Below are 14134 nucleotides of genomic sequence, written 5' to 3'. Positions count from 1 at the left end.
ATCTTTTCCAGTCAGCTTCCGGCAGCCGCGCAAAACACCATATTTGCCACACCGCACAAAACCATCACCAGAATAGGATTCATTTTAAATTTTCTTAAAAGCACCAGTGCGGCAGTAAAGAACACCACCATTCGAATGCATATGTTTTCCCGAAACAGTTCCACTGCACCATTTATAAAAAAAGATGATACTAAAATGGTAACTCCTGCCTTGGCGATCATGGCCACAACCGCCGGGCGAAGGGATGTAAGAGTTCCCTGGAGAAGGGACATTTTCCGGTATTTCGTGTAAATATATGCCAGCAGGGTTACAATTATACAGGAGGGTAAAATACAGCCAAGAGTAGCCACCACTGCGCCACCAGGACCAGCAATCCTGGTTCCTACAAAGGTTGCGGAGTTTACTGCAATAGGACCAGGAGTCATCTCTGCAATGGTCACAAGATTCGAAAAAGTTTCCATGGAAATCCAGCCATGCATAGTCACTACCTGTTCCTGTATAAGAGGCATTGCTGCATATCCACCTCCAAAGCTTAATGCACCAATCTGAAGGAAGCTGAAAAAGAGCTGAAGATAAATCATTTTTTGCTGCCCTCCTTCACAAGTGTACGCGCAAATCCAAATACAGCCACAATAAGTATTATATAAATAATGTTTACCTTCAGAAAATAGCTTACACAAAAACTGATGACCATAATAACCACATTTACCCAGTCATTTGATTTCGCCACGTTTTTCCCCATGTCGTATACCACAGAAATGATCACAGCACCTACGCCGGCAGTCATGCCTTTCAAAAGAGCTGCTATATAATAATTAGAGCAGAATGCATCATAAAACAAGGAAATCAGGGACAGGATCACCATTGGCGGAATAATAGCCCCCAGAACCGACAGCAGCATTCCCGGTATTCCCCCAAGCTTGTATCCCACCACAATTGCTCCGTTTACTGCAATTGCTCCTGGAGATGACTGTGCGATTGCCACCAGATCCAGCATTTCTTCCTCATCGATCCAGTGATATTGATCCACAAATTTCTCTTTCAATAAAGTAACGATCACATATCCGCCGCCAAAAGTAAACGTACTAAGATATAACGAGGCAAAAAAAAGCTTCCTCAGCACATATCTTTTATTCTTTTGTTTTTCTTCCATTTCCGGCACTCCTAATAATTCTGCATGATTTCTGCGCATCGCGAAGCGTGTTACTGGTCAGGTCGTGAACAATCACGCTTTTCTTTTTTAAGATAACGCACTATAGGTATGTCTGTCAATTAAAGTTTTGGAATGCTTCTGACATTTCAGAGGGCAGAACAAATATTCGATTCTGCTGTACTTTTATAAAAAAGGATGCTATACTGAAAACAGTTAAAGCGTGTTTGATTTTATAAAAGAAAGGACTCATATGGATCATTTTGAATTACATTCCGAGTATAAACCAACCGGCGATCAGCCACAGGCTATTGAGAAACTGGTAAAGGGATTTAAAGAGGGAAATCAGTTTGAGACGCTGCTTGGTGTCACCGGCTCTGGTAAAACTTTTACTATGGCAAACGTTATTCAGGCGCTGAATAAGCCTACTCTGATCCTGGCCCATAATAAAACTCTGGCAGCACAGTTATACGGTGAGTTTAAGGAATTCTTCCCGGAGAATGCGGTGGAGTATTTTGTCTCCTATTACGATTATTACCAGCCAGAAGCATATGTGCCTTCTTCTGACACTTATATTGCCAAGGACTCTGCGATCAATGATGAAATTGACAAGCTCCGTCTTTCTGCCACTGCCGCCATGTCAGAGCGAAAAGATGTTATTATCATCTCTTCTGTGTCCTGTATCTATGGATTGGGTTCTCCTCAGGAATTTCAGGACATGATGATTTCCCTGCGTCCTGGCATGACTAAGGATCGTGATGAGGTTATCCGGGAGCTGATCGACATTCAGTACACCCGAAATGAAATGGACTTCCACCGAAGTACCTTCCGCGTCCGTGGCGACACTCTGGAGATTTTTCCGGCTAACAGCTCAGATACCGCTGTCAGAGTGGAGTTTTTCGGAGATGAGATTGACCGTATCTCTGAGATTGATGTGCTCACCGGAGAAATCAAATGCCAGCTTGCGCACATCGGTATTTTCCCTGCTTCCCATTATGTAGTACCAGCGGAGCAGATTCAGAAAGCAGCCATTGCCATTGAAGAGGAATTAAAAGAACGGGTAGACTACTTTAAAAGCGAAGACAAGCTTCTGGAAGCCCAGCGTATCTCCGAGCGTACCAACTTTGATATTGAAATGATGAAAGAAACCGGCTTCTGCTCCGGTATTGAGAACTATTCCCGTCATCTTTCCGGACTGGAGCCAGGGCAGCCGCCTTATACTCTGCTGGATTATTTCGGGGATGATTTTCTTCTTATTATTGATGAGTCGCACAAGACAGTCCCACAGGTTGGCGCTATGTATGCTGGCGACCAGAACCGTAAACAGACATTGGTAGACTATGGTTTCCGTCTGCCCTCTGCTAAGGATAACCGCCCTCTGAGCTTTGAAGAATTTGAGAATAAACTGGACCAGGTTTTGTTTGTATCTGCTACCCCGGGAGATTATGAATACGACCATGAGCTTCTCCGCGCCGAGCAGATCATCCGTCCTACCGGTCTTCTGGATCCGAAGGTGGAGGTGCGCCCTGTAGAGGGACAGATAGACGACCTGATTTCTGAAATAACAAAAGAAACCTCCAGGAAAAACAAAGTGCTGATCACAACTCTCACCAAACGAATGGCCGAGGATCTTACCCAGTATATGAAAGATGTGGGAATCCGGGTCCGTTATCTTCATTCGGATATTGATACCCTGGAACGTGCAGAAATCATCCGCGACATGCGTCTGGATGTATTTGATGTGCTTGTAGGCATTAACCTTCTGCGAGAAGGACTTGATATTCCTGAGATCACTCTGGTTGCTATTCTGGATGCAGACAAGGAGGGCTTCCTTCGTTCTGAGACTTCCCTGATCCAGACCATTGGCCGTGCTGCCCGAAACAGCGAAGGACACGTTGTCATGTATGCAGACGTGATGACGGATTCCATGAGAAATGCCATTGAGGAAACCAACCGTCGCAGGGAAATCCAGAAAGCCTATAATAAGGAGCATGGAATTACTCCTACTACTATTAAGAAGGCAGTCCGTGATCTGATTGCAGTTTCCAAGGCAGTTGCTGAAACTGAAGTGAAGCTGAAGAAGGATCCGGAATCCATGAGCAAAAAAGAGCTGAAGAACTTGATCTCCCAGTTGGAAAAACAGATGCGCCAGGCTGCTGCAGACTTGAATTTCGAGCAGGCAGCAGAGCTGCGTGATAAAATGATAGAATTGAAGAAAAATCTTGCAGATGCGGAAAAGTAATCTTTCGATTTCCCCATGCATTTTGCCAGTCAGATTTGGCACTATTTATCAGCTTCAAGAGAGCGCTTCACGATCTGATTAAAGCGTGTTTGAAGAGTGAAAAGCCTAATTTTCAGGCTCATCACCCTTGCATATCATAGAAGAATCTTATTTACAGACTTTTTCCCACAGTCTTTGTTTGAAAAGGATTTCTGTAAGATGTACGTCACAATTTACAGGATTCTCTGCCTGCAGCGGATCGCCTCCGGCCACATTTATATTTGCGCCGCAGTGCGATCCCGCCCGGCAAGGGGTTCCGTTAACCTTGATTATTCAGCAATTAATTTTTATTTATCTTCACTGAAAAATTTCTAAAATGCCCTTCCGCATTTTCTGAGAACATTCCGATATAAGTTCCGGTAAAGCTCATGTACATAGTTCCTTCTGTAGCCAGCCCTGCAGTAGAACCGCAGCCCAGCTTCTCATAGTATTTTCCATCTTCGCTGTACCAGAAATCATATTCCAGAGGATTACCGATAATACGAAAATGAATATTTTCCCCAGAGGATACTACCTTCTCAGCTGTTCTTGCAAACATATCATGAATATGCCTGGAAAGACAAACCTTGTACTGTCCATCCTCTCTGGTTAAGTAAATTTCATAATGATAAAATTGATTGTAGAATGTACCCAGTCCCACTCTTTTATTTAGCCCTTTGACGTTGCTGTCTTGGGAAACCGGACAGGCATCTGAAAAATTTCCTTTCAGACTCACCACAACATCTGCCTCAACATCAAATTCCTTCTGCCTGATCCCGACCCATGTCGGAGTATCCGTGTCATTTAAAGTTACGCTTGTTCCTTTCAAAATAAGCCGTCTGGCAGCGGTATCACGCACATAATTTTCCATATGCGGAGTTCGAACCCAGTTATAATGCAGGCTGAATTTCTCTTCCGAAAAATCATCTGTAAAATCCCGGCATATCGGCTGCACCTGGTCGCCTGGAAGTGGTCCCTTCATTTCCAAAGCGATTCTGCCATCGTTTCCAACAACCGGCCAACCCTCTTTATCCCAGATTACAGGGCTTAAAAAGGTCTCTCTTCCAAGATGATGAAGTTTCAGACCTCGCTGCGGAGTGCAAGAAGGCCGGATTCCCAGACAAACCAGCCACCAGTTTCCATTCTGATCTACTTCCAGATCAGCATGTCCAGTGCAGGAAATAGAGCCATCCGGATTATCCCGGTGACTGAGAATCGGATTATGGGGACACGCCTCATACGGTCCAAATGGAGAATCTGCTCTTTGCATGGTAACCATATGTCCATATTCTGTGCCACCCTCTGCAAGAAGCAAATAATATTTTCCATTCAGCTTGTAAATATGAGGTCCCTCCGGACAGATTCCGCCGCATCCATGACTGATACATACACTTTCGGACAGCTTTTCTCCTGTGTATGGATTGATTTTACACATAAAAATTCCATCCCTGTCATCTTTATCTCTGGAAGTAGAGGCGAAGTAAACATCTTCACCATCAAACAGCAAAGTAGGATCAATCCCTCCCTGATCAATCCATACCGGCTTTGACCATTTCCCATAAATATCGCTGGTATGTACAATCAAATGTCCCTTATGTGACACATTGGTAGTGGTCATAAAAAACTCACCGTTATGGTAACAGAGCATCGGCGCATAAATTCCGCCTGACGGCCGAACACCGTCCAGATAAAGCTGCTCTTTATCTCTCAGACAGTAATTGATCAATTCCCAGTTCACAAGATTCTTACTGTGGTAAACCGGCACTCCAGGATAGAATTCAAAAGTTGAATTTACAAGATAAAAATCATCCCCGACTCTGCAAATCGACGGATCTGGATTGTAACCGGAAATAATGGGATTTTTGTATTTTTGTATTCTGATATCTGACATATTTTCCTCCTGACCTGCAAACCGACAAATGCGGTTCTCTTCATAAGATATCTACAGATTACTATGATTCAGAAGGAATAACAACCCTAAAAACTTTTGCTGTATTATAGGAAAAATTGTATAAACGGCACTGCAAATATGGGAAAATATGGGTATGCTCCGAACATTTTGGGAATAACCTCTTGAAAACCGGAATTCTATATGTTATACTGATGCCCGTTGAAAAGCCCAGAAAAATAAGGTCTTAAGCGGCTTTTCCGCCGATTCCCGGCGTAGGCCATATACCTTCCGGTATATGCCTCCGCGGCATTCGTCAAATGTCCATGCAAGCATGGCCGCTTGACTCATTGCAGCGCGAAAATGAATCGAGTGTTCGTGACCTTCCACTCGTAAAACAAAACTTAAAAAAATAAGAATTTATCTTCCACAAAACCATACGAATACCGCAGAAAATCAGCGTTTTCTGCGGTATTCCTTTCTGTCTGTATTTGTCAGATTTAAAGCGAAATGGGGTAGAAATGGGGTGCGTACCCCATTCATGAAATCTTGAATGCACCCGAAATAGCTTCCATCTCTTCAGCTTTGGTGCTCGGTAATACATGAGAATATAAATCCATCGTCATACTCAGTGTAGAATGCCCCAGAATTGTTTTCAGCGTCTGTGGCTGCATACCAGATTCTATAGCTCTGGTGGCAAACGTATGTCTGAATCCATGACAGGTAAAGCGTTCGAAATTAATTCCATCTTCTCTTATCAATGCAATCACCCGATCAATCTCGCTCTGTACACAGTCTCTGCTAATAGGTCTTTTATCTCCCTGGTGAAATACATATTCATTTTTATTGATAATTTTGGATATCCCCCAAAATTTTTTCTGGTTTTCAATAATCTGAAGCATATCTTCTGTCAGCGGAATGTCTCTCGTAGAACTGGCAGTTTTCGGTGTATCCTCGTATAAGCCTCTGCCTTCTTCATACTTCAAAGTTCTAACCACATGGATTACCATTTTCTTTTTGTCAATATCAGAATACTTTAATCCACGCAGTTCTCCGTTACGCATTCCTGTCCGCAATGCCAGAGCAAAGAAATTATATAAGTAGCTATTCTTGGCTTTTGCATACTTAAGAAACAATGTCTGTTCTTCTTGAGTTAGCACCCTACTTTGCTTTTTGGCTCCTGCTTTCGGTAAAATTGCCAACGGTACTGGGTTTCTTTCTATTAACCCATTTTTTAAAGCCTGCTTCATACAGCCACTGAGTACAGCGGAAACAATTTTAATAGTCGAAGTTGCAATTCCATCTTGTTTCAATTTGTTATAAAGGTGCTGTATGTGTTCGCCCCGCAGATCCCGGAGTTTTCGCATTCCCAACTCATCCTTTATGTAATACTTGTAGTAATTTTTATATGAGAAAACAGTACCACTTTTTACACTGTTTTTCTTGTACTCTTCCAACCAGGTATTGAACCACTCATCAAATGAAATATTGCATTGATCTACATAAATGCCATGTTCCATCTTATACTTGGTCTCAGCGATTTTCTTTTTCACCTCTGTCACTGTATTACCATAAACACTAACTCTCTTTCCATCCACAGCAACACGGCCCTCAAAGGTTCCATTATCCCGCTGTCTGATTCCCTTTGGAAGCTCTCGTCCTCTTGCATCTTTTGCCATTCTATCTACTCCTTTTCTGCCCACCCAGCCATAACAGCTGAGTGAGCGCACCTATGTCATTCTGCCAGCTTATTGATATAGTCATCAAGCTTACCTACCAGATATACTTTTCTACGCCCTATACGGACTATCGCTTTCGCATCACCAGCAACCTTGTCAATCATATAAGTTCCCATATTATAGCGTGCCTTTGCCTGTTCCTGGCTAATTGCCAGTGGTTCCATTTCTGGTGTTTCAATTTTTATTTTTCTCATCTTACATTACTCCTTTCGTTCACATCGTGAGTTGTTTTATTCAATTCATCCAGATAATATATCGCTTGTTTTATTTACTTTGCATTTTGAAGCTGGCAGAAGTATTTCAAACGTTTATAATCAATTTCATAGAAACGTTTTCCATTCTTTTTCTTGGTATTAGCCTTTGAATTATCTACCAATAATATCGCTTCTGTCTTTAAAGCTTCAATTATCTTCTTTTGGTAGGTTCTCGCCTCTTTTATTTTCCCAGGTTCATTACCCCAATATCTTTGGATGCCTGCAAGAAGTGTTAGCTCCGCAACATAAATAATGTCTCCAAACGAATAAATATCTTGCTTATTATCATCGGAATGCTCTTTCATAAGTTCTCCTGGGACTCTCCGAAAAACACGTTTATCATTGACCATTCTGAAAAATAGCGTTATAAAATCTATTCCATTCTCATTTTCCTTGAGGCATATCATATACCGATTCTGTCGGTTTTCTATTTCATCCAGCAACCGATACCAACGTTGTCCCATGGTGGTGTCCCTCATTTTCTTTTCCAACATGTTGCCAAGTGGCGTTCTATTAAGCACGAATTCTAAAATATCCACCACTAATTTCATGGTTTCTATATAGTATGTAATACGGAAAGTTCCTGCTTTATGCCTGGTATTATTGACGATCAGCGTCATTATTCCTCCTTGGTTTGCATATATTTCTTGACATACGATATATAAAAGCTTCTCAAACTGAATAATATTCTGCTGGACATATGCAAATTTTTCCCAGTTTACCTCTGTATCACTGATTTCAATTTGAATTTCACGATCTTGGAGCGAAAAACATCCTTCACGAATCTCAGCAGTTGAAACAGCAAGTGCCTTTCCATTACAATCCGTTTGGCGTGCAAGCAAATCCATTACTGAATTTTGTTTCTTTTTTCTGTAATCGGAAGCTTCTGGATGATAATCATCAATGAGCACTGTGTCACCTTGATAATATTGAAGCGCTTTTTCCACATCCATTTGGCTGTCCATTTTGAAATTCTTATCCTGTCCAGGATCTTGAACAAAGAACAGCTTTGCCAGCACTGTCTTACCGACTCCCGAATGACCATACAGAAATATAAAAAAATTCATCGGATGGTTTGCTTTTTCAAATAATGGCTTCATAAGCGCAGCCATCTTGCACAGAAAAAGTACTTCCGTTTCCTTTCCCTTTATGGTCAGTAAGTTTACTAAATAATCAGCCAATTCGAACCAAGCGTTTTCCCGCATTGCAGAAGTTTCCTGACAGGTGATTCTGTTAAAACATTCCTGTTCCCTTTTAGGTGCCCGGCTTCCCAGCAAGTACAGGTATTCATTCAGTAGCTTTTTCTGACGTTTAGATAGATTATCGCTTCCTGCACATTCCTTCCAATGCTTGTGAAAAGAAATGTTTTGCAAAGAATCAAATACCCGCTCCTGCCCCATCTCACAGTCTACCGTTTTTATAGAAACATGATATTTGTATGTGTAGCTGTCAGTTACCCGATTGTGGAGTACTTCTACAAAACTTATCACAGGAATAAAAGTTGCCACCAGTTCATTCTTATAATAAAGGAAGCTATCCTGTTCCTTGAATTTGTCCATCTTGGCACCTCCTAGTCCTGGTGGCTGGGATTTTCCAGCCACCATATGTATTTTTTACTCATCCAAATCAGTAATTTTGAAAGGTACATCATCAACTATTGACTTGGATTTTCTGCCGTTGGAAGAACCGCCATGTTTCCAATACTTATCTACCAGTCCTGGCAGAGCTTCTTGTAACAACATCATTGTAATCTGATCACGATTTTTCATTTGTGCCTTCAGTTCAATGATCTGGTTCTCATACAATGATTGCATTTTCAGTTGCTGATTCTCCATCTGTTGTTTTGACAACTCGTTCTTCGTAGTATGCAAAACCTTTTTTAACGCCTTAACTTCATCCCGAAGCACTTTTTCCTGCTTTTGGTGTTTTAGAAGCTTCTTATTTACCTGACGCTTCTCGAAACCGCAGGAATCCTTTTTTGCCTTTTTTAGCTGCTTGATCTTGTGGCGGTTCTTTTTTAACTTTTTCTTCGTTTTTTTGTACAGTTTGTGCTGGTCACCGTAGGCATCCTCCCAGTTAGTTTCGGTCTGTATTAAAGAATTATTTTCTTCCATTTTGTATTCTCCTTTCAAAAAATTTTCAAGGTGCAAAACTTCTATTTCTGAAAATAATCTGAGCGCTCGTTATTTTCAGCAGAACTGAATTTACCTATATATAGAAAACCATCGCTCTGCCAATAATTTCTATGATAAGTCATTCACATCCTGCATGATCGGTTAAATACGAATATATTTCCTAGCTGTAAAACGCATGCTATCCAAATAAATTCGTTTCCGCTTCACAAGTACATAATACCTTCTCCCCTCCCTAATACCAACAATTTTAGATAAAACTGCTAAAACCACTGGCTTTAGCAATTATGGTATCGGCAAAGCCCTTTTTTAAGAAAGCTTTTTGCCCCATTTGTTTTTCGCTCTCATGCCAACTGACAAGGCTTTATAGAGTAAAGCGGATATTCGCAATCCGCTTCGCTACTTGCTCATAACCGAATGCTGCTTCGCAGTTATCAGGAGTGGCGCAAGCCACTCCTGATACAAGCAAGTCCCAACCCACTGCTTATTGTTTTGCGCAATTGAAGCAGAGGACTTGCTTGATTCGGTTAAATCTGTAAAACCTTTTTTATCCAACTCTCCCCATTTCTGGCAAACTTCTAATTTCATAGAATCTAAAATATGAGTTTGTCTACAATTCGACTGCTAAAACCACTAGTTTTAGCAGTTTATATGTTATATAAAACAAAAAACCTTTAGTTCCACCACCGTAGAACTAAAGGCTTAATCAAACAATTTCTATTCTATTTTATCTTTCCATGCAAGAATAAGTTCCCGAATTTTATAATCATCTTCTGTTTCTGGCACAAACTCTTTAAATTTTTTTCCATATTTTTTAGATAGTTTCACCTCTGGGTTCAAACTGATATCAACAACATCCTTGGGCTGATAATTAATTTTTCTGAGAATATTTAACAGCCAAGCTGCCTTCATATCACTTTTTTCAACACCATCCCCCTCAGTGTAGCATAATTTTAATTGGTAAACAGCATCATCAGAACCCATTTTTCCTGCTCTAAAAAAATATTCGACAGCTTTTTTGGAATTACGCTTCACACTATTTCCTTCGATATACGCAACGCCCAAACAATATGTAGCATACCGATGTCCCAACTTAGCTGCTCTCAATAAATGCTGAATATATTCTTCTGGATGTTCTTTTTCCACATTGCAAGCAGCTCTGAATTCGTTTTCAGCTTCCAAAATCTTTTGTGCATTTCTGTTTATAGATATTGCCTCTGATAACACTTTTGGATTATCACATCTAACTTCTTCCTCTGTTTCCATTTCGTTGCTTTGATTCTCCAGTTCAACAGCCTTACTAGACTTAGTTTTCAAATGATCCTTTTTATATTTCTCTACAGCCATTGGATATTTTTGTGATATATAACGACGTATGTTATCTCTTTCCTCATCATCCTTTCTTAATGACCCATTTTCTAATTCACAATATCTTTCCAGCATAATCTTCTTTGCTTTATTTATAAAATTATTTATATCATTATCGCTATATTGAATACCATCTGTTTCTTCACACTCTTCGCTTTCACCTTTTTTATCTTCACATTTTTCTTTTGCAGATAGCTCTTCACAAACACACTTTTTGAAGCTTTTTAAATCGTGTACTCTTTCTTCTCCAAAATATAATACTAAAAGAATTACCCTTGCATGACTCCAATTCCTCCCTTTAAATGTGCTATCCTTCATGTAATTTGATAAAGTTCCCTTAGATATACCTAGCTTCTCAGCCAATTCTCTAGCTTTTATTCCCAATCCATTCGTTACTTCACCTATTGCTTTAACAAACATATCTACAAATTCATTTTTTGCCACAATCATCATCCTCCTAACAAATAGCATAAGATATTTCCTATAACAATCCTATATTACCATAAATTTATACTAAATTTAATATCTCTTTCTTCAAAAAATGGGAATTTTCCCACCATTTCACACATATGTCTCTCAAATCCAAATAATTTGCTCCCTCTTTCCGATTCTGAATAGAATTTTATTTCCAGCTATTACATTCTACTAAAGCGAATGTATATACAAAAATTTTGCAACGTTTCCAACTCTGGCACGTTCCACATACACTCGCAGATAAAAAAACAGGATTTCACAGCAATTATTTTTTTGCGAATCCTGTTATATATAATACTATAAGTATATAGAAGGAGGATTTTATTATGAAACTCAAAAGATCTAATAAGACAGAACAAATCAACATACGAGTATCTCCAAAGGAAAAGATACTACTTCAGAAGAATGCTTCCGATATGAATATGGATATGTCGGATTATATACGTAAATGTACCATACTATCAAACAGTAAGAATATCTGCGGCTCGCTCCCCCAAATCCTATGCCAGGTTCAGGATATCCTAAATTACATACTGGAAGCCTACGATAACGATCCCGTTCTTGAACAGGAGGTCGACAAATTATGGGAAAAATTGTAATTCATATTAAACAGCATACTTATCCCCGTGACAAAGATATCGAACAACTAATTGCCTACATTTCCGGACATGGCAAACACCATAAACAAAAAGTCTATTATCGTAACGCTTATGGTGTCAGTACCAGTTACCAAAAGGCTCCACATCAGATGATACAGGTACAAAAGTACTATAAGAAAAATTCTAAACGAAGGATGTATCATATGATTATATCTTTCCCGAAAGACTACAGATTCAATCGCATTTGTGCAATAGAGCTTGCGGATTCTATCGCACAGCAATTTTCTAATGAATATCAGATATTTTTCGCTATTCATAATGATACTGACAATCTGCATATTCACTATGCAATCAATTCAGTAAGTTTTCAAACAGGAAAAAAATTGCATACTTCCAAACCAGAATTAAAAGAAATAAAACAAAACATTCTCAGTTTAGTAAATGCTATTCATAAGCATTACTATCCATATATACATCGTGACCTACAGCTTTAAACGGAGCCAGCTAAAATAAGGCAAGGAAACGCCTTCCCTTGCCTCAGCAACATCAACTATTTTTAATGTACTCCAGGATATCTTCCTTAAGGAATATCCATTTTCCACAGATCTTATGACCTGCGAGTCTGCCTTCGTTTACAAGCCTCAATGCGGAAGTTTTTCCAATTTGCAAAAGTTCTTCAAGCTCTTTCAATGTAAGTGTATCTGGTGTATTATCCAACATATTATCCCACCTTTCCAAAGATTATGTACATTATGAATCTGTTTTGAAGCCTTGGTACATCTTAGACCATATTGGAACACACTAGATTATGTTGGATTTATTCCCGAATACTTTTGGAAGTATCTGACATGTACATATTTTTCAGTTCACGCTTGTACTTGTAATAACTTCCTCTTGATATTCCAATAAGCTTGATACACTCTGCATCATTCAATCCACCAGAAAAGTCCCGACTATATTTTTGTATCATTTCCTTTGATTTCACGGACTTCTCAGTAATCAACTTTGTTCCGCAAGGCAATCCTATCTGCTTTCCATTTAGTTTCGCAGTCTGGATTCCTTCACGTGTTCTTTGGTGTAAATCGGTAACTTCTTTCTCTGCCTGTTCAAAGGCAAGCTGAATCTGCCTTTTTGCAAGATTCAGCATATATCGGTTAAGAGCACCGAATATACCAGACAATAATTCTTCAGAAGCTTGATCGCCTGTTTTTACATTTACGGACAACTGATTTTCCATTGCCTGTTGATAAGTGCTTGTATTTATATGAGGTTCTTTCAAAAATACCAGGGATACTCCTTGGTTATATAGTTTCTGGTACATTTCGTACCCCTCCTGTGCAGTACGGCTCATGCGAGATACCGAGTCAAAGACCAGCGTATCACCAGTAGAAACTATTTTGAGCAGCTTTTCAAATTCTTTTCGTCCCTGTATTTTCGTTCCTGTGTATGTTTCTTTTACAATAACTGCGTCTGGATATGCCAGCTTGATATTTCTGATCTGCCGCTCCATTGATTGCTTGGATGTAGAAATTCTACAATACCCATAGACTTTCATTTTATTATTTCCTTTCTGCTATAAACAAAATTAGAGCAGAACCGTTATAGATTCTGCTCCACATTCAACTCTGGCAATATTTTATGCCTACCAATATTTTTCTACATATTCCACTGCTTTCTCTTCTGGCAACGAAAATTCTTTTGCAATATTTTTAATTGTATCAGCTTTGCTGGCATTTAAATTTTTGCAGATTCTGATATTAGCTAAAATTCCTTCCTGTTTGCCACGTTCGACACCCTCGTTTACCAATTCCTCTAATGCACCACACATATAAATCTGCCCTCCTTTTTTCTCTGATTGCAAAGCATGGTTAATCAGTTTCTGGGATTCTGTGATTGCTCCGATCACGACTCCAAGTTCTGCTGGTATCGCCTTTTCTTTATACACTGTATTGATCTTCTGGAAGTCTTTCTCATAAATAGAACGGCTTACATCAAATACCGTGTCCACATCTGGATTATGGAATCTCAGCGATCCGCTTTTCCTTAACTGAAGCAGGTTCATTTTATAATCAGATACCAATGGTTTCAGCTTCTCCGGGATTTCCAGCATATCAGCCAGACAGAACGGTCCGTCCCATTCTTTCTCCCCATAATATACGCACAGGCTTATCACTGGATGAAGCCTGTCTGTCCTCTTTAAGTTGGAAAGGAATTCGTCAGAAGACTCAAACCCTTTCTCAGCCTTGTTCCTGGCTGCAATCTCGTTGTAT

General features: G+C 39.8%; 13 protein-coding genes and 1 pseudogene. 3 read left to right on the top strand and 11 right to left on the bottom strand.

Annotation, left to right across the window (positions count from 1 at the left end; all coding sequences use genetic code 11):
* Window positions 1-11: 11 nt before the first annotated feature.
* Entirely contained in the window at window positions 12-581 is a 570-nt protein-coding gene (locus ABHC48_RS17625) for a chromate transporter (RefSeq protein WP_173769825.1), read from the bottom strand.
* Window positions 578-1153 (bottom strand): chromate transporter, encoded by a 576-nt coding sequence (locus tag ABHC48_RS17620; protein WP_187564997.1) that lies wholly within the window; start codon window positions 1151-1153, stop codon window positions 578-580. Before ABHC48_RS17620 ends, ABHC48_RS17625 begins: the two co-directional genes overlap by 4 nt.
* Before the next feature lie 250 nt (window positions 1154-1403).
* Between ABHC48_RS17620 and uvrB the strand changes: the two genes are divergently transcribed.
* Window positions 1404-3392 carry an excinuclease ABC subunit UvrB gene (gene uvrB / locus ABHC48_RS17615; RefSeq protein WP_173716404.1) on the top strand — a complete coding sequence of 663 codons (1989 nt, stop codon included), beginning with the start codon at window positions 1404-1406 and terminating at the stop codon, window positions 3390-3392.
* 319 nt (window positions 3393-3711) lie between these two features.
* Here the strand turns inward: uvrB and ABHC48_RS17610 are convergent, their stop codons facing one another.
* The 6 genes from ABHC48_RS17610 to ABHC48_RS17585 form a co-directional block, all read right to left on the bottom strand.
* Window positions 3712-5301 (bottom strand): glycoside hydrolase family 43 protein, encoded by a 1590-nt coding sequence (locus ABHC48_RS17610; protein ID WP_195700277.1) that lies wholly within the window; start codon window positions 5299-5301, stop codon window positions 3712-3714.
* A 536-nt stretch (window positions 5302-5837) separates the two neighbouring features.
* Window positions 5838-6977, bottom strand: a complete 1140-nt coding sequence (locus tag ABHC48_RS17605; RefSeq protein WP_195700276.1) for a site-specific integrase — start codon at window positions 6975-6977, stop codon at window positions 5838-5840.
* Window positions 6978-7033: 56 nt separating this feature from the next.
* Complete coding sequence (locus ABHC48_RS17600) at window positions 7034-7231, bottom strand: DUF6462 family protein (RefSeq protein ID WP_195700275.1); 198 nt, start codon at window positions 7229-7231, stop codon at window positions 7034-7036.
* A gap of 74 nt (window positions 7232-7305) precedes the next feature.
* A complete protein-coding gene (locus tag ABHC48_RS17595; protein WP_195700274.1) occupies window positions 7306-8799 on the bottom strand; it encodes a hypothetical protein in 1494 nt (497 codons plus the stop codon).
* A 105-nt stretch (window positions 8800-8904) separates the two neighbouring features.
* Window positions 8905-9405 (bottom strand): hypothetical protein, encoded by a 501-nt coding sequence (locus ABHC48_RS17590; RefSeq protein WP_195700273.1) that lies wholly within the window; start codon window positions 9403-9405, stop codon window positions 8905-8907.
* A 735-nt stretch (window positions 9406-10140) separates the two neighbouring features.
* The gene (locus tag ABHC48_RS17585; protein ID WP_195700272.1) at window positions 10141-11235 is read right to left on the bottom strand and encodes a sel1 repeat family protein; all 1095 of its coding nucleotides are present in this window, start codon (window positions 11233-11235) and stop codon (window positions 10141-10143) included.
* Window positions 11236-11591: 356 nt separating this feature from the next.
* On the opposite strand from ABHC48_RS17585, the gene ABHC48_RS17580 reads away from it, so the two are divergent.
* Both ABHC48_RS17580 and ABHC48_RS17575 read left to right on the top strand, forming a co-directional pair.
* On the top strand, window positions 11592-11864 hold the full coding sequence (locus ABHC48_RS17580) for a hypothetical protein (protein WP_195700271.1): 273 nt from the start codon (window positions 11592-11594) through the stop codon (window positions 11862-11864).
* On the top strand, window positions 11849-12358 hold the full coding sequence (locus tag ABHC48_RS17575; protein WP_195700270.1) for a relaxase/mobilization nuclease domain-containing protein: 510 nt from the start codon (window positions 11849-11851) through the stop codon (window positions 12356-12358). Before ABHC48_RS17580 ends, ABHC48_RS17575 begins: the two co-directional genes overlap by 16 nt.
* Before the next feature lie 52 nt (window positions 12359-12410).
* Here ABHC48_RS17575 and ABHC48_RS17570 read toward each other — a convergent pair whose 3' ends face one another.
* The 3 genes and pseudogenes from ABHC48_RS17570 to ABHC48_RS17560 form a co-directional block, all read right to left on the bottom strand.
* On the bottom strand, window positions 12411-12584 hold the full coding sequence (locus ABHC48_RS17570) for a helix-turn-helix domain-containing protein (RefSeq protein WP_195700269.1): 174 nt from the start codon (window positions 12582-12584) through the stop codon (window positions 12411-12413).
* 97 nt (window positions 12585-12681) lie between these two features.
* A complete protein-coding gene (locus tag ABHC48_RS17565) occupies window positions 12682-13419 on the bottom strand; it encodes a recombinase family protein (protein ID WP_195700268.1) in 738 nt (245 codons plus the stop codon).
* A gap of 87 nt (window positions 13420-13506) precedes the next feature.
* Window positions 13507-14134 (bottom strand): annotated as a pseudogene (locus tag ABHC48_RS17560) (Rpn family recombination-promoting nuclease/putative transposase); the annotation flags it as partial.

Origin of the sequence: Ruminococcus sp. 1001136sp1, assembly GCF_039841815.1 — a bacterium.
Lineage (GTDB): Bacteria > Bacillota > Clostridia > Lachnospirales > Lachnospiraceae > Blautia_A > Blautia_A faecis.
Note: the sequence above shows the minus strand (reverse complement) of the source record. Positions and strands in the feature narration are given on the sequence as shown.

What these genes read in the sequence shown, in the direction of transcription:
- ABHC48_RS17625 (WP_173769825.1), bottom strand. Translation starts at nt 581, where the DNA reads ATGATTTATCTTCAGCTCTTTTTCAGCTTCCTTCAGATTGGTGCATTA.
- ABHC48_RS17620 (WP_187564997.1), bottom strand. Translation starts at nt 1,153, where the DNA reads ATGGAAGAAAAACAAAAGAATAAAAGATATGTGCTGAGGAAGCTTTTT.
- uvrB (WP_173716404.1), top strand. Translation starts at nt 1,404, where the DNA reads ATGGATCATTTTGAATTACATTCCGAGTATAAACCAACCGGCGATCAG.
- ABHC48_RS17610 (WP_195700277.1), bottom strand. Translation starts at nt 5,301, where the DNA reads ATGTCAGATATCAGAATACAAAAATACAAAAATCCCATTATTTCCGGT.
- ABHC48_RS17605 (WP_195700276.1), bottom strand. Translation starts at nt 6,977, where the DNA reads ATGGCAAAAGATGCAAGAGGACGAGAGCTTCCAAAGGGAATCAGACAG.
- ABHC48_RS17600 (WP_195700275.1), bottom strand. Translation starts at nt 7,231, where the DNA reads ATGAGAAAAATAAAAATTGAAACACCAGAAATGGAACCACTGGCAATT.
- ABHC48_RS17590 (WP_195700273.1), bottom strand. Translation starts at nt 9,405, where the DNA reads ATGGAAGAAAATAATTCTTTAATACAGACCGAAACTAACTGGGAGGAT.
- ABHC48_RS17580 (WP_195700271.1), top strand. Translation starts at nt 11,592, where the DNA reads ATGAAACTCAAAAGATCTAATAAGACAGAACAAATCAACATACGAGTA.
- ABHC48_RS17575 (WP_195700270.1), top strand. Translation starts at nt 11,849, where the DNA reads ATGGGAAAAATTGTAATTCATATTAAACAGCATACTTATCCCCGTGAC.
- ABHC48_RS17570 (WP_195700269.1), bottom strand. Translation starts at nt 12,584, where the DNA reads ATGTTGGATAATACACCAGATACACTTACATTGAAAGAGCTTGAAGAA.
- ABHC48_RS17565 (WP_195700268.1), bottom strand. Translation starts at nt 13,419, where the DNA reads ATGAAAGTCTATGGGTATTGTAGAATTTCTACATCCAAGCAATCAATG.